The organism is Pseudoalteromonas sp. D15MCD-2 (assembly GCF_038562745.1).
GTDB lineage: Bacteria > Pseudomonadota > Gammaproteobacteria > Enterobacterales > Alteromonadaceae > Pseudoalteromonas.
Window position 1 is genome coordinate 1,459,089 of sequence record NZ_JBCFQE010000001.1, and the last position, 19,657, is coordinate 1,478,745.

General features: G+C 40.0%; 34 protein-coding genes and 1 pseudogene. 20 read left to right on the forward strand and 15 right to left on the reverse strand.

Features of this window, described 5'->3' with window-relative positions; genetic code table 11:
- Nucleotides 1–84: 84 nt before the first annotated feature.
- The 13 genes and pseudogenes from AADY36_RS06595 to AADY36_RS06655 all read right to left on the reverse strand — a co-directional run bounded on the left by AADY36_RS06595 (nucleotide 85) and on the right by AADY36_RS06655 (nucleotide 8,225).
- Nucleotides 85–285 (reverse strand): helix-turn-helix transcriptional regulator, encoded by a 201-nt coding sequence (locus AADY36_RS06595; protein ID WP_239977030.1) that lies wholly within the window; start codon nucleotides 283–285, stop codon nucleotides 85–87.
- 7 nt (nucleotides 286–292) lie between these two features.
- Nucleotides 293–631 carry a hypothetical protein gene (locus AADY36_RS06600; protein ID WP_342408697.1) on the reverse strand — a complete coding sequence of 113 codons (339 nt, stop codon included), beginning with the start codon at nucleotides 629–631 and terminating at the stop codon, nucleotides 293–295.
- Between the two features lie 184 nt (nucleotides 632–815).
- Nucleotides 816–2,339, reverse strand: a complete 1,524-nt coding sequence (locus AADY36_RS06605; protein ID WP_342408698.1) for a DNA cytosine methyltransferase — start codon at nucleotides 2,337–2,339, stop codon at nucleotides 816–818.
- On the reverse strand, nucleotides 2,336–2,968 hold the full coding sequence (locus AADY36_RS06610; protein ID WP_342408699.1) for an MT-A70 family methyltransferase: 633 nt from the start codon (nucleotides 2,966–2,968) through the stop codon (nucleotides 2,336–2,338). The genes AADY36_RS06605 and AADY36_RS06610 overlap by 4 nt, the downstream gene beginning before the upstream one ends.
- A 19-nt stretch (nucleotides 2,969–2,987) precedes the next feature.
- Complete coding sequence (locus AADY36_RS06615; protein ID WP_342408700.1) at nucleotides 2,988–3,140, reverse strand: hypothetical protein; 153 nt, start codon at nucleotides 3,138–3,140, stop codon at nucleotides 2,988–2,990.
- Nucleotides 3,141–3,252: 112 nt separating this feature from the next.
- A complete protein-coding gene (gene ssb / locus AADY36_RS06620) occupies nucleotides 3,253–3,855 on the reverse strand; it encodes a single-stranded DNA-binding protein (RefSeq protein ID WP_342408701.1) in 603 nt (200 codons plus the stop codon).
- Nucleotides 3,856–3,865: 10 nt separating this feature from the next.
- Nucleotides 3,866–4,153, reverse strand: a complete 288-nt coding sequence (locus AADY36_RS06625; protein WP_342409264.1) for a DNA translocase FtsK — start codon at nucleotides 4,151–4,153, stop codon at nucleotides 3,866–3,868.
- A pseudogene (rdgC, locus tag AADY36_RS06630) lies at nucleotides 4,130–5,014 on the reverse strand (recombination-associated protein RdgC); the annotation flags it as partial. The gene AADY36_RS06625 and the pseudogene rdgC, both read right to left, overlap by 24 nt.
- A 10-nt stretch (nucleotides 5,015–5,024) precedes the next feature.
- Nucleotides 5,025–5,405, reverse strand: coding sequence for a hypothetical protein (locus AADY36_RS06635; protein WP_342408702.1), 381 nt, complete (start codon nucleotides 5,403–5,405; stop codon nucleotides 5,025–5,027).
- A gap of 7 nt (nucleotides 5,406–5,412) precedes the next feature.
- The gene (locus AADY36_RS06640) at nucleotides 5,413–5,556 is read right to left on the reverse strand and encodes a hypothetical protein (RefSeq protein WP_156426439.1); all 144 of its coding nucleotides are present in this window, start codon (nucleotides 5,554–5,556) and stop codon (nucleotides 5,413–5,415) included.
- A 301-nt stretch (nucleotides 5,557–5,857) separates the two neighbouring features.
- Complete coding sequence (locus AADY36_RS06645; RefSeq protein WP_156426438.1) at nucleotides 5,858–7,012, reverse strand: hypothetical protein; 1,155 nt, start codon at nucleotides 7,010–7,012, stop codon at nucleotides 5,858–5,860.
- Nucleotides 7,013–7,027: 15 nt separating this feature from the next.
- Nucleotides 7,028–7,948 (reverse strand): Rad52/Rad22 family DNA repair protein, encoded by a 921-nt coding sequence (locus AADY36_RS06650; RefSeq protein WP_342408703.1) that lies wholly within the window; start codon nucleotides 7,946–7,948, stop codon nucleotides 7,028–7,030.
- Between the two features lie 4 nt (nucleotides 7,949–7,952).
- Nucleotides 7,953–8,225 carry a hypothetical protein gene (locus tag AADY36_RS06655; protein WP_342408704.1) on the reverse strand — a complete coding sequence of 91 codons (273 nt, stop codon included), beginning with the start codon at nucleotides 8,223–8,225 and terminating at the stop codon, nucleotides 7,953–7,955.
- A gap of 215 nt (nucleotides 8,226–8,440) precedes the next feature.
- Here AADY36_RS06655 and AADY36_RS06660 point away from each other — a divergent pair, with 215 nt between their 5' ends.
- Nucleotides 8,441–8,995, forward strand: a complete 555-nt coding sequence (locus AADY36_RS06660) for a hypothetical protein (protein ID WP_342408705.1) — start codon at nucleotides 8,441–8,443, stop codon at nucleotides 8,993–8,995.
- Here the strand turns inward: AADY36_RS06660 and AADY36_RS06665 are convergent, their stop codons facing one another.
- A complete protein-coding gene (locus AADY36_RS06665) occupies nucleotides 8,996–9,640 on the reverse strand; it encodes a LexA family protein (protein ID WP_342408706.1) in 645 nt (214 codons plus the stop codon). It lies immediately after the preceding gene.
- 116 nt (nucleotides 9,641–9,756) lie between these two features.
- On the opposite strand from AADY36_RS06665, the gene AADY36_RS06670 reads away from it, so the two are divergent.
- From AADY36_RS06670 to AADY36_RS06685, 4 genes are all read left to right on the forward strand, one after another.
- Nucleotides 9,757–9,969, forward strand: a complete 213-nt coding sequence (locus AADY36_RS06670) for a Cro/CI family transcriptional regulator (protein ID WP_217874312.1) — start codon at nucleotides 9,757–9,759, stop codon at nucleotides 9,967–9,969.
- Nucleotides 9,970–9,981: 12 nt separating this feature from the next.
- The gene (locus tag AADY36_RS06675) at nucleotides 9,982–10,509 is read left to right on the forward strand and encodes a phage regulatory CII family protein (RefSeq protein WP_062564183.1); all 528 of its coding nucleotides are present in this window, start codon (nucleotides 9,982–9,984) and stop codon (nucleotides 10,507–10,509) included.
- Between the two features lie 2 nt (nucleotides 10,510–10,511).
- Nucleotides 10,512–10,796 (forward strand): hypothetical protein, encoded by a 285-nt coding sequence (locus tag AADY36_RS06680; RefSeq protein ID WP_062564182.1) that lies wholly within the window; start codon nucleotides 10,512–10,514, stop codon nucleotides 10,794–10,796.
- Nucleotides 10,797–10,906: 110 nt separating this feature from the next.
- Nucleotides 10,907–11,308 (forward strand): hypothetical protein, encoded by a 402-nt coding sequence (locus AADY36_RS06685; protein ID WP_342408707.1) that lies wholly within the window; start codon nucleotides 10,907–10,909, stop codon nucleotides 11,306–11,308.
- A gap of 12 nt (nucleotides 11,309–11,320) precedes the next feature.
- Here the strand turns inward: AADY36_RS06685 and AADY36_RS06690 are convergent, their stop codons facing one another.
- On the reverse strand, nucleotides 11,321–11,638 hold the full coding sequence (locus AADY36_RS06690; protein ID WP_156426437.1) for a hypothetical protein: 318 nt from the start codon (nucleotides 11,636–11,638) through the stop codon (nucleotides 11,321–11,323).
- Between the two features lie 383 nt (nucleotides 11,639–12,021).
- Between AADY36_RS06690 and AADY36_RS06695 the strand changes: the two genes are divergently transcribed.
- From AADY36_RS06695 to AADY36_RS06765, 15 genes are all read left to right on the forward strand, one after another.
- Complete coding sequence (locus AADY36_RS06695) at nucleotides 12,022–12,231, forward strand: TraR/DksA C4-type zinc finger protein (RefSeq protein WP_342408708.1); 210 nt, start codon at nucleotides 12,022–12,024, stop codon at nucleotides 12,229–12,231.
- Between the two features lie 2 nt (nucleotides 12,232–12,233).
- On the forward strand, nucleotides 12,234–12,458 hold the full coding sequence (locus tag AADY36_RS06700) for a hypothetical protein (protein ID WP_342408709.1): 225 nt from the start codon (nucleotides 12,234–12,236) through the stop codon (nucleotides 12,456–12,458).
- Between the two features lie 61 nt (nucleotides 12,459–12,519).
- Nucleotides 12,520–13,422 (forward strand): replication protein, encoded by a 903-nt coding sequence (locus AADY36_RS06705; protein ID WP_342408710.1) that lies wholly within the window; start codon nucleotides 12,520–12,522, stop codon nucleotides 13,420–13,422.
- Complete coding sequence (locus AADY36_RS06710; RefSeq protein WP_342408711.1) at nucleotides 13,419–13,985, forward strand: hypothetical protein; 567 nt, start codon at nucleotides 13,419–13,421, stop codon at nucleotides 13,983–13,985. Before AADY36_RS06705 ends, AADY36_RS06710 begins: the two co-directional genes overlap by 4 nt.
- A gap of 3 nt (nucleotides 13,986–13,988) precedes the next feature.
- Nucleotides 13,989–14,414, forward strand: a complete 426-nt coding sequence (locus AADY36_RS06715; protein WP_342408712.1) for a hypothetical protein — start codon at nucleotides 13,989–13,991, stop codon at nucleotides 14,412–14,414.
- 9 nt (nucleotides 14,415–14,423) lie between these two features.
- Nucleotides 14,424–14,726: a hypothetical protein gene (locus AADY36_RS06720; RefSeq protein ID WP_062564174.1), complete on the forward strand. Its 303-nt coding sequence runs from the start codon at nucleotides 14,424–14,426 to the stop codon at nucleotides 14,724–14,726.
- Nucleotides 14,727–15,176, forward strand: a complete 450-nt coding sequence (locus AADY36_RS06725; protein ID WP_342408713.1) for a recombination protein NinB — start codon at nucleotides 14,727–14,729, stop codon at nucleotides 15,174–15,176.
- The gene (locus tag AADY36_RS06730) at nucleotides 15,163–15,471 is read left to right on the forward strand and encodes a DUF1364 domain-containing protein (protein ID WP_138557950.1); all 309 of its coding nucleotides are present in this window, start codon (nucleotides 15,163–15,165) and stop codon (nucleotides 15,469–15,471) included. Before AADY36_RS06725 ends, AADY36_RS06730 begins: the two co-directional genes overlap by 14 nt.
- On the forward strand, nucleotides 15,465–15,902 hold the full coding sequence (locus AADY36_RS06735) for a hypothetical protein (protein ID WP_062564171.1): 438 nt from the start codon (nucleotides 15,465–15,467) through the stop codon (nucleotides 15,900–15,902). The genes AADY36_RS06730 and AADY36_RS06735 overlap by 7 nt, the downstream gene beginning before the upstream one ends.
- Before the next feature lie 5 nt (nucleotides 15,903–15,907).
- A complete protein-coding gene (locus AADY36_RS06740) occupies nucleotides 15,908–16,468 on the forward strand; it encodes a hypothetical protein (RefSeq protein ID WP_342408714.1) in 561 nt (186 codons plus the stop codon).
- 178 nt (nucleotides 16,469–16,646) lie between these two features.
- Complete coding sequence (locus tag AADY36_RS06745; protein ID WP_062564169.1) at nucleotides 16,647–16,874, forward strand: DUF3892 domain-containing protein; 228 nt, start codon at nucleotides 16,647–16,649, stop codon at nucleotides 16,872–16,874.
- A 226-nt stretch (nucleotides 16,875–17,100) separates the two neighbouring features.
- Nucleotides 17,101–17,289, forward strand: a complete 189-nt coding sequence (locus AADY36_RS06750; protein ID WP_062564168.1) for a hypothetical protein — start codon at nucleotides 17,101–17,103, stop codon at nucleotides 17,287–17,289.
- Between the two features lie 115 nt (nucleotides 17,290–17,404).
- Nucleotides 17,405–17,785 carry a LexA family protein gene (locus AADY36_RS06755; protein ID WP_156426435.1) on the forward strand — a complete coding sequence of 127 codons (381 nt, stop codon included), beginning with the start codon at nucleotides 17,405–17,407 and terminating at the stop codon, nucleotides 17,783–17,785.
- A 10-nt stretch (nucleotides 17,786–17,795) separates the two neighbouring features.
- The gene (locus AADY36_RS06760) at nucleotides 17,796–18,734 is read left to right on the forward strand and encodes a hypothetical protein (protein WP_062564167.1); all 939 of its coding nucleotides are present in this window, start codon (nucleotides 17,796–17,798) and stop codon (nucleotides 18,732–18,734) included.
- Between the two features lie 74 nt (nucleotides 18,735–18,808).
- On the forward strand, nucleotides 18,809–19,615 hold the full coding sequence (locus AADY36_RS06765) for a hypothetical protein (RefSeq protein WP_062564166.1): 807 nt from the start codon (nucleotides 18,809–18,811) through the stop codon (nucleotides 19,613–19,615).
- Nucleotides 19,616–19,657: the final 42 nt, after the last annotated feature.

A 19,657-nucleotide genomic window follows, 5' to 3' on the forward strand; every position in this document is an offset into this window, starting at 1 on the left:
TATAATTACTTGCGCTTTAACCTGTTAAGTCTTCCCATAAAATACCTTTGTAACAATTAAAATGCTTTGACTAATAAGCATATATTATGCGCTTTGTTTTAATGAGTCGTCTAAATCAGCGTAATGCTGATCTATTACGGTTTTTAACCAGCGATGTGGCCTACCTTCAATGGTAGGCTTCATAAAGTCACCTTTAGCAACCTGCTTTCTTAAGTAGTCTTCTGTTACACCTTCCATAGCGGCAACTTCTTTCGTTGTGTAAAATTTGCTTGATGGTAAGCTCATAAATCACCTATGCTGTTTTCTTGTTATAAATCGGGTTTGCAGCTAAATAGATGGCACTATTAATATGTCCCGCCACTGTATTTAAACGCTCTGAAAAATCTTCGTCTTGGTATGGTATTTCCATATCGTAATAAGTGCGGCCTTTCACAGTGCTGTAATAAATGCGTATCTTTGGCTCGGTCATTACATCATTCATAAACAGGTGAAAATGCTTGGCTGCTTCACCTGGCTTATCAGGCATTGCTATCCGCATTTGTTGGAATAAGTGCGTTAGGTACTGTTTGCAAGTTGGTCGTTTTTTCATGGTTTCACCTTTTGCTTTACTACCTTCATTTTGTGTTCGCATTTAAAATTGCCATGCGCCGCACACTTGCTATTAACACCAGCTTTGCCGCACAGGGCAAAAGCTTTTCCTACTTTGCCTAGTACGCCATCAACTCGGCATTTATACTCATTTTTTGCCATGGGCAACCCCTCTTTGTTATTGAGTGCAAACCAGTTATGCGCTCGGCGTTTAACGACTGCTTTCATTAAGCTGCTACCTCCATTACTTCCGCATGTTCAAAGTTTGCTTTTACTAATGCTTGCGCGATAGGTGGACATACTGCATTACCACATCGAGCAACTTGGTTTTTCTTGGTGTTCTTTTTGCCTTTAGAATCAAATGCAATTTGGTAGTCAGCAGGAAAGCCCATTGCTGCAAATAGTTCATGCGGTTCAAGCATCCTCATTCCTATATCAACTATTTGGTATTGCTCGCCCTTAACAGTTACCAGACCAAAACGATCTTTAGTTGTCACTGTTCCGAGTGGCTTCTTGACGTCTTGTGCATCAGATGTACCGTAATACTTAATTAAGAACGCTTGTACTTCACCAAAATGATTGCCGCCGGCTGATATTGTCTGCAATGGCTCACTGGTAGCGTGACCAACATTGTCACCACGCAGTTTTATCATATGGCTTGTTACAAGTGCTGATTTACCGCCACCGCCTGCAGTGATAGTTGCCAATGGAGCATTAGCTCGATTGCAAGTTGACGCGCTAAACTGCCTTTCAATGATTGGGGCCACTAGTGCAAAATGACCGCCTTTAACTTGAGCGCAAATAGTTCTTAGTGGCTCATTTACTGCCATGTTGCGCTGGTTAGAAGCATTCGCATGCTCTGTAATAAAGGGCGCTGCTTTTTCACTATCAACAATAAATGGCTCATCAGCTTCAACTATGAATTTTTGAATGCCTTTTGCTATGCGAGACATAGTTGATTCAGCTAAGTCTTTTTTTCGATTAAATATCGACTTAACTGGAATGGACCAGTCGATAATATCCGCTGCTGTTTTGTAGGGGGCTAAACCTGAGCCAGTTTTGCCGTGCGTTGGCATTGGCCAATTGATAGATAATCCATCATTTCGTCCAATCAGGAAAAGCCGCTTTCTTGTTGTTGGTGCGCCGAAATCGCAAGCAGTTAATATTTTATGTTCAATGTCATACCCTAATCCGGTTTCTAACTTGTCATATGGGAAGTCATCGCCAAGTACTTCTTTAATTTCAGTCCATGCAGGGTGATTTATATCCAAGCCTGTTGTCATGCAATCAATAAAGGCATTAAATGTTTCACCTTTTCGGTGAGGGCATGGCCTATATTTCCCTGGCTCAACTTCAATAACCGGTCCCCAGGTTAAAAACTCTTCAACATTCTCTAGCATGAATGTGCGCATTGGCACTAGAGCGGCCCAACGAACTACCACCCAAGCTAGACCTCGAATTGACTTTTCTACAGGTTTAGCGCCCTTGGCTTTACTAAAATGTTTACAGTCAGGACTAAACCAAGCTAGACCAACAGGGCGGCCAGCACATGCTTCAATAGGACTAACATCCCAAACTGATTCACAATAGTGTTTTGTTTCTGGGTGATTAACTTTGTGCATATCAATAGCCGCAGGGTCGTGATTGATTGCTATATCAACGTGCCTATTCAAGCCTAATTCCATGCCAGTGCTCGCGCCTCCACCTCCGGCAAAGTTATCAACGACGATTTCATTTTTTAATAAGCTCATGCCGCTTTCGCCTTCTTATTTAATTTACCCACTTCATTACCCCAAACAGACCAGCCTTTAACACGCTTACGAGAAAACAACTCGATACGAGGCACGTCACCTGCGAGCTCTACGCATGCCTCTCTAAACTCATTTGGCTTTTCGCTATGCTGTCCTACCTTAAAAGCACCGCTAAATATTGTGTGCTTCAAAACTTCATCTAAGCTTTCAGGATCGTAGTGACCCACGGCTCTAACTGAATGGCTTGCAACTTTTGGCTTACCTTTAATTGCGATAATGGCTGACTCGCTTCCACCGCGAGTCCAAAAGCCCATACCAAAAAATGGGATGTTATTTACAGTGAGCTTGTTCCATACGAAGCCATTCATATTTTTAAGTGTAAAACCCCATGCTTTCACAACGTCTAAAGCTTCTTGCGGCATTGCGCCGACATACCACAGAACCAATATGCAATTTTCGGCTGCAATGTCATCTATAGGCATTGCTTTTATTTCATCTACAGTCATTGTCGACTTGTATTGATGCTTAGCACCGCTTGTCATGCTTCCGCCTGTATTTTTATTGCTGAATGACCAAGCGGGGTCTGCGTATATCAGGTTGAATTTATTGCCTTTAAATTGTTTAAACATAAGCTATTACCTGTATCTCTTAAAAACTACCTAAGGCAGTTAGGATTGTTGAAATGCCAAATGTTAAGCTAATTATAAGAATTGAAATTGCTTTAACTAAGGCAGCTCTATCTGCACCTTTCGCTGTCATTTTCCCGGTAATCTGAACACTGCTTTTAAGTAAGTTATTCATGCAAATCTCCAATTTTGGGCTTGGTATTTGCTCTCCACTGAAGCGACACTAAATGACAGTTAGATTACTTAAAAATGACAGTAATGTTACAGAACCCACTCTCAAGTAATCCTCAGAACGGAATATCGTCGTCAAAATCAATAGGTGGTTCCATAGGGTTTTGCGGTCCGCCGTACTGCTGTGATTGTTGCGGTTTATGGGCATATCCACCTTGTGCATTGTTATTTCGCGAATTGCTTTGACGTTGGTTATTCTGTTGTCCGCCTTGATGTGGACTTCTTTGTTGCTGTCCACCTTGATAACCGGCTTGTTGATGGCCGCCCTGATAACCACCACCTTGATAGCCAGTTCCTTGATGTTGGTCGTAGCTTCGGCCACCAAGCATCTGCATCTGTCCGCCCATGTCGACAACGATTTCTGTTGTGAATTTTTCTTGGCCTGATTGGTCGGTCCATTTGCGAGTTTGCAAGCGACCTTCAATGTAAACCTGTGAACCTTTACGTAAGTATTCACCGGCTACTTCAGCAAGTTTCCCGAACAAAATGACGCGATGCCATTCTGTGCGCTCTTGCAATTGACCTGTATTTTTGTCCTTCCAGCTATCAGTTGTAGCCACACTGATATTTGCCACGCCATTGCCATTAGGCATGTAACGCACTTCAGGATCTTGGCCTAAGTTGCCTACTAAGATTACTTTATTAACTCCGCGAGCCATGGTTTACTCCTTACTTAACTAATACTTCTCGAGCGCCGTTATGACCAGGCGCGGTGATGATGCCGTTTGCTTCAAGCTGTTCAACTAATCGAGCAGCTCGGTTATAGCCAATTCGAAATTTACGCTGAATACATGAGACAGATGCGTGCTGAGACTTTTGAACAAATTTAACTGCTTCGGCATAGAATTCATCATTGCCATTGTTGTCTTGAAATTTTGAGAGCAATGATTCGTTAGAATCGTCTTGATCTTCAGGGAACCCATTAACAAGGCCGCCATTTGTAAGCTCGGTCACCATTTCGACCAATTCACTTGCAATTAAAATGAAGTCTGCATCTAACTTAATTGGCATATCTTCAGCAGGAATATCAGCGTTTTCTTCTTTCAGTGAGTCTGAATAGCCAACTTGTTTGATGGCACCATCATTTTGGAAGTTAAACTTGATACGGTCTTTCCAGTTAAGAGCTAGTTTTGTTACTCGTTTACCCAAATCTAAATGAGCTTTAATTTCGTCACCTTGTAAGTCATGGCCTTTCAGTTTTACAATTGCGCCACTATCGTCTGCCTCTTGCATTTCGGCATCTGCGCCAATTGAGAAGTTGGCAGGGGTAGAAAAGTTAGTTAACCAATCAGTAAGAAAGACATCCAAATCAAATTCGCCAAATGCTGGAACGATTGGCAGGGTGCCAAGTGACTTACGCAATAGGGCGGTGAGCTCTTCAGCCTTTCCAAAACTAGCGCTGTTAACCACTAATAAACCGCTGTCCATATCAATGAATGCGTATTGTAGGCTTGATTTAGTAAACGCTTGAGGTAGCAGCGTGTGCAAAGTGTTTTCTTTTAGTTCGTCACGTTCTTTCTTCTTAACTGTGCGATTTTCCTCAAGTTCAATTTGCTCAATTTTTTCGGCAACTATTTCATTAATCACAGCCGCTGGAAGGACTTTTTCTTCACGTTTAGCGCACACTAGGATTTTGCGATTTGAAAAGTGGCATAGTGCTTCACCATGCTTCCCAAAAGCTTTAGTCCAACCTAAAGTTGACAACTCTTGTTCACCACAATGACGAAACATATCTTGCTCAAGCGCTTCGTTGAATTGTTCATTATTGAACTCAATTTCTTGCTTGAATTTATAAATTATTAAATTTGAAAAAAGCATAAAATTACCTTTAAAAAAATTCTTCATTGATGAGCTCTTGAGTGAAATTTTGTTCAAGAGGTACCCACTCAAAAATTGGTTGTTTAGTACGCTTGGAGTATTGCAAGGCACCTTTTTTATCTGCTTTATGTACTCGTCTCATACCTTTTAAAGCTCGTATATCGCCCGTTTTATTTGCTAGCTCTATAAAGTCATCAACTAGGCTTGGACTTGATAATTCGCCGCTGACAGCTGTAGGTTTTGACTTTAAAAACAATTCTTCAGTCATAACCTCAACCAGTTGTTTGTGCTGTGCTGGATTTTTTGGCGCAAGTTCGCCACGCATAGCATTTACCTTCTTTTCAGCAGCGGCTTTAGATTTCTTTTTACTTACGCCAAAGACACAAAACATACTGGGCCTACTTGGTTGTGAGCCAGACAACGGTGGCAACTAAAATCACAATTGCCCCAATGACAGCAGTTAATTTGAAGAACTCTTTACGTTTTCGAGCTTTACAAGCACGTGTTGAGTTGCCGCGGATTGCCATGTAATCGTGCATCATAGTTAAGCCGCTCTATCTGCGTGAGTTAATGGTTTTATGCCGCCTAGAACCTCTATTAGGCTGTGCATCTTTCTGCACGTTTTAAAAGCCTCAGTTCTATTTCGAGTAAATTTCCCACCTGGTAAAACCCAACCTTCTACGTCTTCTTTTTTTGCACTTACTACTATTGCTGACCCAAAAATGATGTTGTTACATCGCAAGTGCTGAGTCATACGGTGTTGGGCTATTCTTGTTACTGATGACATAGTTTCTCCCCTTAAATGGCGCGCCCGAAGGCGCTAAATTTGTTTAAAGTTTGGAATTAAGCCGCAAGCGCTTTGTTTAATTCAGCTTCTAAGAATGCGATGTGACTTTCAGCTACTTCGAGCTGATCACAAACGCGGTCTAATTCATCGTTCTCTGCTCGGTCCATTGCACTCGGCCATAAGTCCAGAGGGATATAGCCATCAGTATTAGTTGTAGTTTCAAAAACATCTGACTTGATTGTCCCGCCTAGAAGCGGTGCATCTTGAGATTGAAGTTGGTTATCTTCTTGTTGTTCAAATTGAGCCTGCTGAACGCTATGCACATCTTGGTTGGTAGCTTGCTCTTCAATTGGCTGAGCAACTGAGTTAACAGATTCAAGTTGTATGGCTTGTGTAAGCATCATTCGCAATTGCTGAATTACCTGTGCTTGAAGCTGAATAACTTCATCTAGACGTGGTCCAAAGTCACTTTCAGTAGGTGTGTAGTTTTCTAACTGAGTAATACGGTCTTGGATCACTTGGCTAGACTTGCCAAAGAAATCCATAGGGCTGTTACGCAATTTATTAATGCGGTTTTCAATAGTACGCTCTTTTTCAATTTGCTCTTCTTTGGCGCGTAACTCAGCACGTTCAGCTTCAACTTTTTCATTAGCTTTTGCTGTCTGATACATTTCATTAAGTGTTTCGATCACTTCTTTTTTAGCGTCGATAGCTTCATGAATAATGTCTTTGTGGAATGAATCAGTTTCGATGAGATCTACTGACTCCAGTGCATCAGCGATATACTGAGAGTCTTTGCCTTTACATTGCTGAATAAAGCCTTTGAACTCAGCAATATCTAGGCGTTGCTTATCTAGCATCGCTTCGTGTTCTGCTTTAATGCGTGCAGCTTCTTCTTTACGGCGTTTATCCTCTGCTTCAAACGCTGTAATGATAGGATTGTAAATAACATCAATTTTATTTATTAAGTCATCACCGTGATCTTTTAGCTCACTAGTGAAGCTGATTCGACGATCATTGATTGCCTTTGCTAGCTTGTTACGCTCAGTTCGAATTTTACGGGCTTCTTTGAAGTCATCATCATCTTGCATATCAAGTTTTAAAGACTTCGGGTACTTCTTACGAAGTTCTGCCAGACCTTGCTTTGTTAGGTCTTCTTGAAATACGACTTCTACTAGGCTTGTTGCAGTGCTTTGCTTTGCTGTAGTCATGGTGCTATGCTCCATTTAGTTTCTTAGGTTGATTAGTGCTTGTTGATGCGCTTCGTTTACCTGGCTAACAAAATTGGTTGCGTCAATTTTGTTAGCTCTACAATGGCCCTTAACCTCTTGAAGCAGTTTCTTATGGTTAAGGTTTAAAATTGATTCGTTCTCAGCGCTTGTGATCAGGTCGCTGATTTTTGTTTTAATCCAATTCAAAAACTTTTTGTTTTTATTTATTGCCTCATCTTGGTTTTGCTTCTCAAGCTCAGCTTTTTTGCGGTCTTTGATTGCTATCGCTTTGTCACGAATATCGATTCTGTTTACAGCTTCAGCGTATTTGTATGCTTTGTTATAAGCTTCGCGCATTGATTCCATTAATTCTGCAGACTCAATCGCCTCTAAGTACTTATCGAATTTAGCTTTTGGTAACGCCCAATCTGGTAGTTGTGGAGGAAACCATTGCGCTTCCATTTTTGGGCCGTTTTTCTGTTGCTTATTAAGCGGAATGCGTATGTATTCACCATCACACTCGAAACGGTTATTAACTGGTGAGCAAGTTGCAAACTCTGATTCAAGAGAGTAGAGGTAACGGCCAATACCAAATTGAACGGCTGTTCGCTTCATAGCACCCGATAAAGCACCTTTGAGGGGTTCTATATTCGTGTACTCTGCGCCATCCCACTTAGTTACCCATTTATCACCAATGCGAACTTTTAACCCGCAAAGGTAGCCTTTACCGTTAGATGCTTCTTGATAGACATTCTCCCAGCCATCCAGACCTAGAACGTCATCTAATCGTTGTTGGATTGCGCGGTTAGTGATGTATGGAATAACCATTACCCAAGGCTTTTGATTGTTAGATACACCGCTTTGTTGAACACGCCATTCAATGTCATGTTCTTCAAAAGGATCTGCCAAAAGGTCTTTTATTTTTGTAACGTCCATGGTCTTAGCTCACTAAATCGAGAGGGCAGTTAAGCTGATTAAGCTCGTCGGTTACCGCATTGATTTTTTGCGCTGAATCTTTCGCATTTAGCAAAATGGTTTCTAAGACAACAGTCTCGTTTGACTCGTCTTTTATGAAGATTGAAACCACATCATTAGCTGGTGAAATATTCACGCAAGCTGTGTGCTTTGCTAGAGCGAAAGAAAGCGATGCTGAAATTAGACGATGTAGTGCTATTTCAACTGACTCTTTATGTTGTTTAGTGTTGCTATCCATGTTGATACCTTTGTTCATTTTTCTAAACTTTATTTAAGTTTATATATGCAAACAAATCTGTCAACAAAAAAGTTCAAAAAACTAAACTTTTTGTTCGGAGTTATAAATTTCTATTGGTGTTTCTGTGTGCTTAAGAATGTTTAAACGGGAATGTTGATATATAGCTATTTATTGTTTAGGGTTAGTTAAAACCTAAGTAAAGCGACGTGATTTATATGGATATAATTTTAATTATTGGTGGGATTTTCGTAGTTTGGTATTTACTTGATAATCGTGACTCAGATAAAACAAAGACTAAAGAAAAAAGATATGAGCGGTTTGAAACTGAGAATGGTTATGTAGAACGCGAACAAACAAGAGTTTTTACTAGTTCTTCTACAAAATTCAATGTAAATAATGAGAAGCTAGAAAAGCCTATAGACCATATTCCAAAAGTATCATCCAACGTTCAACAGCCCTTAGAACATAAACCAGACCTGATTTCTAGGCAAGAAGCAGCAGTTATTCAGCGTAATGCTGGTTCAAAAACCAAAAAGTGTTCCAAGTGCCTAAATAACCTTGCAATCTCATCCTTTGGGCAAAGCGAAAGAAATAAGGACGGTTTAACCAAGTGGTGCCTTGACTGCTTGAGAGCTGATAATAGCAGGAAGCAAATAAAGTATAAGATTTGCTCTGGTTGTGGGAAAAGGCGAAGAGGTACAAGTTTCTACCATTCTAATAAGACTCAAGATGGTCTTACAAAATGGTGCAAGTCTTGTCATAGAGGTTAGTTAAAAATCTTGTATGACTTGTTTGACTACCCCAATGATAGTGCAGTTTCCATTGATAGGCATTGTCGGGTAGCTGTTATTAAATGGCTTTAAGTATTTCGCACCTCCATCAATAACTAATTGCTTTAAAGTTGCTTCGTTGCTGTCTTCTAGTCTTGCGACGATTACTTTTCCATGTTCAGCTTGCATGTTCGGGTCAACTATTATTACAGAGCCCTCAGGTATTGATTTCCCACCCGTAAAACTCGTCATACTGTCACCTTTAACACGAAGTGCAAATGCTTCATCACTAACATTTGCTGTATGTTGATAGAAAGTGATGTCAGACGCTTGTTGCAAATTTTCCAAATCAATTTCTTTCCATTTGCCAGCCTGTACCCAAGATATTAGAGGGGCCTTGCCTCTAAGGTCTGGACCTAGCTCTAATTCTAGGTTTTTATTGGGTAACCCTTTTCCTTCAATTAACCATGTAAGATTACAGCGTAAAAACTTAGCTAATCTAACAGCGTTTTCGCCTCTAGGCTTGCTTACACCATTACGCCACTGACTTACGGTTCCCTTAGAGATTTTCAGTTTGTTGACTATATCAATTCCTTTAACACCCTCAGATTTCATCTGTGCTTCTAAACGTTCTTGAAATGTCATTTTTATATTCTCTAAGTATAGTTATCTAAACATCTTACTATTTTATTGGTTCACTTTGCTTGACTTGCAAATGTTCATAAAACTATACTTCTCGCATACTTATTTAGGAGATGTATATGAAAACCAGCGATGCAGTTTCATATTTTGGTAGTAAGTCAAAGTTAGCTAAAGCTTTTTCTCCACCGTTAAGCAAAGGATCAATAACCCATTGGACAAATGATGGTCGAGTTCCTCGCGGTCGAGCTTTTGAACTTCAAATGATCACAAAGGGGGCGCTTAAAGTTGATCTGTCTCTTTATGAGAATGACCAGCCTAAGTCAGCAGCATAAGGAAGAATATAAATGCTTTTATCTAAAAAAAGTACGTGTGCTCATGCACCAGCCGCACGATGCCCAATGGCAGCAGCTGAAAGTTATAAGAATGACTACAACATTGCTGAACTTGCTAGACAGATGGGTATGAATCCAACAGTTCTTAGAAGCAAGTTGGATGATGGTTGTGATACTCACATTCTTGGGTATCGACAAATTATTGCAATGTCAGACCTAACACAAGACTACCGTTCATTAGAAGCCTGGGCATTTAGCGTAGGCAAAACAGTTGTTGATTTGCCTGATGTTGGCTTATCAGATGAAGAACTAGCAGACCAAATACTTCAGTTACAAGCCGCATGCGGTGACTTTGCCAAAGCTGTTCACACTTCACGTTCTGATGGCGTTATTACCGAATCAAATTTTGATGTCATTCAAAAGCGAGCCCAACAAGCTATTACAGCTATTTTGCATGTGACCGCAGAGCTTGAGCAAATGGTTCGTCCTGATCCAAATGAACCAGCTTCAGTGAAAGCTACATCATTGAAGGTGGCTTGAATATGAGTGACGAGCTCATGAGTTTTATTAATGAAGATACGCCGCCACCTTGGCTGCATCTAGTTGATAAACCCATTTTTACAACGGAGCTTAAATGGGCTGAATGGCCTGAATCAAAACTTAGGGAATTCCGAGATCTGTTTTGCGAGCATGGCGAAGTGCGCCTTGATCGCATTATCTATTGGGACTTCATACCCACAGGGGCAAATGTACACCGATTGGTCATGAAACCAACTAGGCGGTTTATTGAATTTTGCTTTGCACACCGGGCAGAGCACAGGTGGTAAGTGATCAATATTTGGCATGTTTAGTCCTTTTGTTTGCTGTTTGTTTACTCGCATATTCATCCTAGCAAACGAAAGGACACTTTTTAATCAATATATGAAGGTGGTTTTACATGAGCGATAACAATTTAAATCTGGTTGATGGCAAGCTTTATTCGTTCTCTTTTAATGGGCGCACCTGTGCGGGTGTTTTTATCGAGGCGCTTGTAGAAGATACGGACGAAGAATCAGGTTTTTACTGTAATGGTAAAGCTATTTGCTCATTAACTGACGCTCAACAAATTACGCCTTTATATAGCGAGGGTGATTTCCCTAAAGCTAAAGATGAAGTTCGATTATCAGATGGGAAAAAAAGAGATAGCTATATCAAATATGACGAGGCAGCAAAAGGACTTGGCGAGCTAATAAGTACAAAGGCAGATGAATTGGGTTTTCATGGCAGTGCTCGTGATGGGTTTGTTCTTGATGTTACGAATTATGTGGAAGGCCTACGAAAAGGATCCGTAAGCCGGTAAATGAGTCGTGGGTTAACAGCCAACTTTGCCTTGGTCATATACAGAAGAAGATTTTTTGAACTCTTTTTCAAAATCGACTTTAAGAAGTTCTAGGCCTTTTGATGTTAAGTAGTAATTCGCGTTATCTGCGTGATCGCCTTCAAACATCAAGTAGTTATTTGCTGCTAGGTAATAAAGGGTTGCTCTTAGCAAAGGTATATCATTCTTTGCGTCGAAGTCTGGGGCTTCATAACGTTGAAGGTGGATCTTTAGTGGTAATGGGAATTGCTCAGCGAGGGTATTTAAAAGCGGTTTAGCAATTCTATTAAAAGAAGAAATATCGAAGTTCATTTTTAGTCCTTTTGTGTGGCTGGTTTTTGTAATTCGCACTTGCATGCTAGCAGACAAAAGGGCGCTTTAAAATTGGCAGTTTGTGATGTGTTAACCGTGAAAGGTTAACAGTTGTAGTGATCTTTACAGAGACTTGAAACTTCATGAGAAATCTCACTCCATCACAAGTCGCCGAGCGCTCAGCGACCAATGAAAATTTGGCCGACGAGTTCCGAGCCTTGCAAACTCGGAGGCAAGGGAGGGGGAGTCTATTAGTCCCTAATCACGTCTAGGGCAACGGTCTGTGCAAGCCAATAGACTAACTCTCCCTGTCGCTACCGCCTATAGCGAACACACAGAATGTGTATTTTTTAAAATTTATTCAAGTAGTTAATGGAGTCGTAATGGATGCAGCTGATAACGCTCAAATTGAAATAGAGCGAGAACAAGAAAGACAGTTAGCGAACTTAAGACAAGAAGATGTTCAAGAGTCATTAGAGTGTATTGATTGCGGTGCTGATATTCCCGAAGAGCGTAGAAAGGCAGTTAAAACTAATTTATGTATTGGCTGCGCTGAACTTCGAGAAATACAAAGACGCCAGTTTAGGCGTTGAGTATGAGCTTTATAGTTCGTCACTCTATAAGCATTGGGGTGCTGTTGATGGTGATAAGTACTCTCGTCAGTAAACATAAAACAATTTCTGATTTATTAGCCATGTTAGCTGTGATGGCTTTTGTAATTGACTTAATTGGTTGCGTGGTTATTGGAAGAAAAAAACTGAATAAAGCAAAAGAATTTAAGGCGCGAGCTACAGCAAAGGCTGATGTAACTCGCAGATAAAACAAAACCCGCATCAGCTTTGGTCGGCAGGATAGCGGGTTCAGTAATAACAGGAGTAATTATGGCTAATTTAGCAGAGATTTACAAGTTCCCATGTAGCCAGGAGCAAACCAAACAGGCCGAGGTCGTTACTGTGGCAAGTTTAGAAAAAGGCTTTACGCGCCTAGCAAATACATTGCTGGATGCTGCGATTAGTCATGATATGACAAAGCGTCAATATAAGGTGTTTCTAGCAGTCATACGTAAGACGTATGGCTTTCAGAAGAAGCGCGACCGTATTAGTGGCTCTCAGTTATCTGAGATAACTAATATGCCAAGAGCACGCTGTAGTGAAGTATTGAATGAATTGATTGAAATGAAGCTGATTATCCGTACAGGCGGAACTCAAGGCGAGCTAGAAATCAATAAAAAAACGAGCGAATGGACAGAGCATAAACCTAAGAAGTGTTACCAAAACAGTACTAGCAAAAAACCAAAACAGTACAGTACTGAAACAGTAACACTTACTAGTACTGAAACGGTAACACATGCTAGTACTGAAACAGTACACACAAAAGAAAGTCTTAAAGACAACTCTAAAGATAAAGAATTAACTAAAGTTAATTCTTGCTCAGAGCAAGGCTCTGAACCAGCCGTTGCATGGATACCGACCAACAAAAAAGATGAACGTTACGAAATAACTCAAACCCAAATTGATGAATGGTCTGAAACGTATCCGGCAGTTGATGTTTTACAGCAACTACGAGAAATGTATTCGTGGAGTAACGCAAACCCCACTCGTCGTAAAACACAGCGAGGTATGCCGCGATTTATTGTTAGCTGGTTATCGAGAGAGCAGGACCGGCCATCAGCATCAAGCCATTTTAGCCAACGCAAATCTAACAACGTTGGTGACCAACTAGCTGCAATGCAAGCAGCGGTGGCACACATGCCAGCACTTCATGATGATGAGGTGATCGGATGAACAATCAAATATCAAAACTCAATCAATCGCAACGCTGTCCTGATCAGGCGCTTGCAAGCCTGATCGGTGGTGAGATATTGCCAGCGCTAAGAGCTTACTACCCAGCAAGTGATTTTAATTGGCGTGGAAACTTAGAGCAGACAGCAATTGAATATGCGAATCAACTTTTTGGCATGAAGTTTTTGGTAAAGGAAATCAGAGCTGCACTTAACTTAGCTAGAACACGATCTGTTTCAGAACGTCACGCACCAAATCCCATTGAATTTAAAATTTTATGTTTGCATGCCCGCGGTATGCCAACACTTGCGCAATGCATGGCTGAGATAAACGACCAACGAGTTAAAAACTACGGCAAAGACAAAGAATGGTCTGAGCCATTAGTTTACTGGCTTAACCAAAGTATCGCTGCAGCAAGAGCAAATCTAACTGATAGCGCTTGGCAGAAAATGGCTAAAGAGAAATACACAAAGCTTGCAGAGCTATATGGCAAAGGAGAACTAAACCCTATACCGCTAAAGCTTGAGTACTCAGCGCCACCGGCTTACTTGAAGTACGTGGGGTGAGCCATGAAGTCTTACGAACAAGACCAAAAGCAATTCATCCGTGCACTAAAAGAGATTTTAGGTGATGGGTATTGGCTTGCAGTCGTTGAAGCGCGTAAGGCCAAGGAAGCGGTACTTAAAGGAATAAATGAGCCAAGCGCAAGAGACTTAAATGCAGCTACTGCAGCAGGCAATAGAGTAATGGCCAGAGCAGCAAAACTTGCTGGTGTTCAAAGTGTTCCTCAGTACATCAAAGATCAGAAAGAAGTATTTAAGCAGGAAAAGATAAAACGTGAAGAGTCCCGCCGTCAGCATCGTAAAGCTGCAAATCAAATGAGTAATGTAAAAGCTCACCCGGGTAACTTCACATCAAATAAAGTTCCATCACATCAGGGTTATTCGCTCAACGCTGAAATGGAAAAAACATTTAAACAAGCAAGAACCGCATAGAGGTTAATCATGGCACAAGTTAAGAAAAGCACATTACAGCAACTATCACCAACCGGCGAGCTGATCAGTGATGGGTTCCTATCAGCTGCAAAAGGGCATGCAGCAAAAGCTATCCAAGAGGGAAGCCAGGCAAATGTGAATAAAGCAATTGAACTACTGGTTAAGTCAACAACAGTGATCACTGAGCGATACAACTTGCCCCGTGATTTACGTGACTCAATGCTAGCTGCAACTGCAGAAGTATTGAAACTGGCACATCAAGAGGAAGTAGCCAAACAAGAGTCAGCAAAAGAACCTGAGAAGGCTGCGTAAATGGCAAAGAAAGTAATAACGGCTACTAATGCGCAGTATTACTTGCCTCAAATAGGGCAAGCAGTAAGAGATATGTTGCGCTTTGGTAAAGACGTTGTGATTGAGTTCAAAGAATTCAAAGCAAGGCGTTCTTTAGCTCAGAACCGACTTATGTGGGTGTGGAATCAGGAAATAGCTGAACACTTGCGAGAGCATTTTGGACAAGAAAACAGCTCAGAAGATGTTCACGAAGTATTTGTGCGCAAAAAGTTTGGTGTGCGCGTTATCCAAGCAGGCAATGAAGAGCCAATCATTGTCAGAAAACGCACTCGAAAGCTGAATACCAAAGAGTTTACTGAATACCTTAATTGGTTAGAGCAATACTGCGCAGAGTACTTAGAGCTAATGCTAACAAGGCCTGACGATTTATACATGCTCGCTCTATATGGGGAAACAAATGTCGCTCATTAGTAAGAAAATTCGAAATAGCGCCAGAGGCCAACAATGCCAAGTGCGCATACCTGGTGTGTGCAATGGCAATAGTGAAACAGTTGTACTTGCGCATGTAGGGAAAGGCTCAGGTATGGGCCAGAAGTGTGATGACATACATGCAACGTATGCGTGCTCGGCATGCCACGATGTTATTGATAACAGAACTCGAGTAGGCGATCCGCGTATCAACCGTTTGTATGCATATGAAGGGATGATCAGAACGCAATCAATTCTATTAGAGCAAGGTTTAATTGAGGTACCAAGCGCATGCTAACAATTGGAATAGATCCCGACTTTGTTAAAAGTGGTATTGCTGTCATTCAAGGAAAAACTATTTTACACCTTGAATCACTGAGCTTTGTTGACCTATTTGAATACATCGCTGCAGCTGGCCCAAAAGAGTCAATCACAATCAAAGTAGAAAACCCCGAAGCAATAAAGCCACTATTCGGTGAGAAAGTTAAGAACAAGCGCTCTGTACGCGAAAAAATTTGCCAAGACGTAGGAGCGTGTAAAGCGACTGCTCGACTAATTTGTGAAGTACTTGAAAGCCAAGGTTACCGAGTTACTAAAGTAAGACCTCTTAAAGGGCAACATAAGCGACAAGCTAAAAAAGATGGAAATTACTTTAATAAAATCACTGGATGGCAAGGCCGAACAAACGAAGACAAACGTGACGCAGCAATGATTGCGCTTTGGGGGTAAATAGAATGCAGCCGATTAAACTACTAGCAAAACTAACAACTAAAACACTTAATCTAACTGGTACGTTTGGCGGCAGCGGTCAAGACGTTATCGATTGGAGAACGGCAGCACATGCACTTGCTGGACTGCCACCATGTCAAACAAGCTGGGCTTACTTTCGATATGTAGGTGAAGAGCAGAGGCTTAAACGCGTAGTGCGCTCTTTAACGATGCATGCAACCTTGTTTATCAAAATACGACAGTACAAGATAAAGCCAGAAACATTGAACGGCCTGGTAATGTCGGCAATATATGAGCACGTACAGCCGGTATGTAATGAATGTGATGGAAACGGTTTAGCACCTGGGGAGAAAGCAACAAGTCCAAGCCCTGATATTTGCATTCACTGCCATGGTAGAGGGCGTAGGCCAATATCAAAGAGAAGCCGTTGCCAGATCATCGGTATCAATCACAAAAGCTACAGCTGTGCACATGACGAAGTAACCAAAGAGCTTTTAAGGCTAATTAGTGAATGGGAGAGAGGTATATTTAAAAACATCTATGAAAAGATGGAAGATGTAGCTTAAAATAACTGGTCGGAGCAGTTGTTTTGTATTATGATGTTGATGTGGGCGATTTTATAGCCCTCAAAGTAGTTAAGGCGCTACCAAACAATCGTTTGGTAGCAATTATTCATACAGAAACTAGTACAAATAATGTTGACACTAATATTTTAAGCTAGTTTCCTCTTTAGAGGAATAAAAAATGACAAAAAAGCGAATTATAGCAGCCAAAAAAGATAAAAAAGGAAATATCATTGCTGTTAAGGGTGAAGGTAATAAGAGGTTTTATAATAAGGATCAGGCAATAAAGCTAGCGGAAAAAGGAGTGCTAGATTTAGTTGTAGTAAACCCGAGCAATAAGGATAAACACATTAGGACTCCACCCAACAAAAAGGTAAAGGATAACTTAGATAACTTACCATCATCATAACATCATTAAGCCCAGTAGTCTGGGCTTTTACTTTTCCGCTTTTAACTTTTTAAAACAAGACATTTGCAAATTTTCTGCGCACTATTACTGCGCAGTATCTCATATTCCACTTTAGCTATTTGATTTAATTAATATATAAAATAAAGCATAATTACCAGAGTGCGCAGAATTACGATTAAATGCGCTATGATAAAAGAAGGTCGGCATAGCATTTAAAGGAGGTAACATGCAAAAAAAGCTCGCTAACATTAAAGTACAGCCAGTAGGATTTGGCGATTACTGTAATTTCACATTAGCTCTAGATATCGACAATGAACATTTAGAGGCTTATTTCAATAAGAATGATACCAAAGCGACGATTGCTTATAAGCTAAGAGCCTTGGCTGACAAAATTGAGCGAGATAAAAACAGTTAACCTAGCCCTAATGAAATACGAACTATACCTAGCAGGACTCAGAATTTACTGATTTTAATATTTTGAGAAACCACTAATTATTAATGTTATGTAAAACTCAAAAACAGGTAGAGCTATGAGCGTGTTGCTAAGTAATGTAATTAAAGGAGATAGTTATAATGCATTTCAAAATGGAGTTGCGGGGTTAATTGAAAAGAACAAAGATGCAACTTTTTATGGAATAGCCAGCGGTCGTTCTATGGAAGGAGTCGGAATTTTTGACGGTGACTTGCTAATCATTGACCGCAGCGTTGATGTTAAGCAGGGCGATGTTATTGTTTGTGCGTACAACGGTGTGTTTGTTTGTAAAATTGCTGACCTCAAAAATAACTTACTGCTTTCTGCAAGCGATGAATACCCACCAGTAAAAGTTACCAAGCATGATGAGTACCTTTTTGAAGGAGTTGTGATTAGTTCTGTGCGAATGCATAGAGGAAGTGTAAAAAGTGTTGTTTAAGGGTTAGTTTATGGAAAATCTGGACTTAGTTAGTAAGCACAAGAACTATCAAGAAAAGGAATATGAAAAGTGGAGGTTTAGGTTTGAAATTTCTCTTTCGTTAACTTGGATTTTACCGTTACTGCTATTAGGTGCTCAGTTTGCACTTGTTGGAAATCAAATCGACTATGATGTAATGAAGTTATCTAATTGGGTAGGCATAGAGGCTGCGTTTGCATTACCCATTAGACTTTTTGTATTAATGGTAACTATAACAACGTTATTGGGTTTATACGCTAGAAGTTTGCAGTTTTCCGAGCAGCTAAGATTATCAAAGATGCAGCAAAATTTAGCTTTTGAACAATTAAAGATAGCTCAAAAACAGTCTGATAGACTTGAGAGTCAATTGTCACTTTACATGAAAAAAGAAAGTTTCTTGCTTTATCATGAGCATATACAAAGGTTTAAGGATAAATTAGATAATTTGTTAACGTTAAGTAAGAAAATGTTTAGGTATAATTCTAAAGTTGAAGGGGAGAGTTTGTTAATTTTATCTGAAAGGCTATACAAGCATGCTTTTCCTGAGAACACTCATCTCGAAATTCAAAATGCTAATTTGAAATCTAGTAATGTCATCTTTAATAAAGACAACCCCATAGTAAGCTTTGATAGATTAAGCCAGTTGGATACTTCAGCAAAAGGCGTTGTTTTAGAAGAGCAACTAAGAATTGTAACTGAAAACTTTATGTTTATTGGGGTACATATAAAATTACACTCAAACTCTGGTACGGATTTTGATATAGCGTTGTTTGCAATTGATTTGCAGAGGGCGTTATTTTTGATAAATATGCTAGGCTTGATGAGCGATGAACATTTCGATGAAGTCTTTTCTAAGTCTCTACCTTATTTTAAACCATTTTTTGTTGAGTCAGAAAATGACGACTCTAACTTGCAAACCCCCCAATCCTGATATAGTATTTTCCATGTTGAAGAAATCCGCTTAGTTTATGACTTGGCGGATTTTTAGTTTTAAAGGGATGTAAAATGACCGTTCAAGATGATAGTAGTACTCTGGACCTATTCAGAGAAAGATTAGCAAGCCCATTCATTTTTACTTTTTTTTGGGTTTCTTGTACTTGGAACTGGAAGCTACTTTATTGGTTCTTTTATGAGCCGTTAAAGCCAAGCCTTAAATTACAGCAAATCCCTTACGAATGGCATTACATTTACCCTTTTCTGCTTACAATAGTCATTATTGTTGTCATCCCTTGGGTAAATAACCTTGTAGAACTTTTGAAACGCTTTGCGGGCAATTGGTTTAATAAATGGCTTCATTCCAAGGGCTGGAAGGAGATGGTTTCCAATGATGAACATTTACAAATACTAGATGAATTATCTATAACTAAATCTAGGGCCCATGACTTAACAAATAAATATGATGAATTATTAAGAAGAGAAAAAGAAGTACAAAAAAGTTTAATTAAAGAGCGTGAAGAAAATTCAAAATTATTGAGTGATATTGCCACTGAAAAAGAACGCTCCAGTATTTATGAAATCTCAAGAAATGAAATAAAAGAAAAGCAGCTTGAAGCTGAAGAACTTCATCTTAAGGCTCACAACGAAGCAATAGAGTTAACAAAAGAGCTGAAAAAAAGTAGAGGCGCATACCGACAACTTCTTTTTGAAAATTCGTCAATCAATGAAAAGCTAGATGGAATTAAAGTTGAAATAAATACGCTGCAAAATATATATAAACTCGATAGTGTGAATAATATAGTCATACCGAGGCATCATGAAGTAATAGATACCATCAATAGCTTACGAAATATAAGAAAAATATTAGAAAAATAGTTTTATTGTTATTTTTAACAACCCGCACCTCGCGGGTTTTTT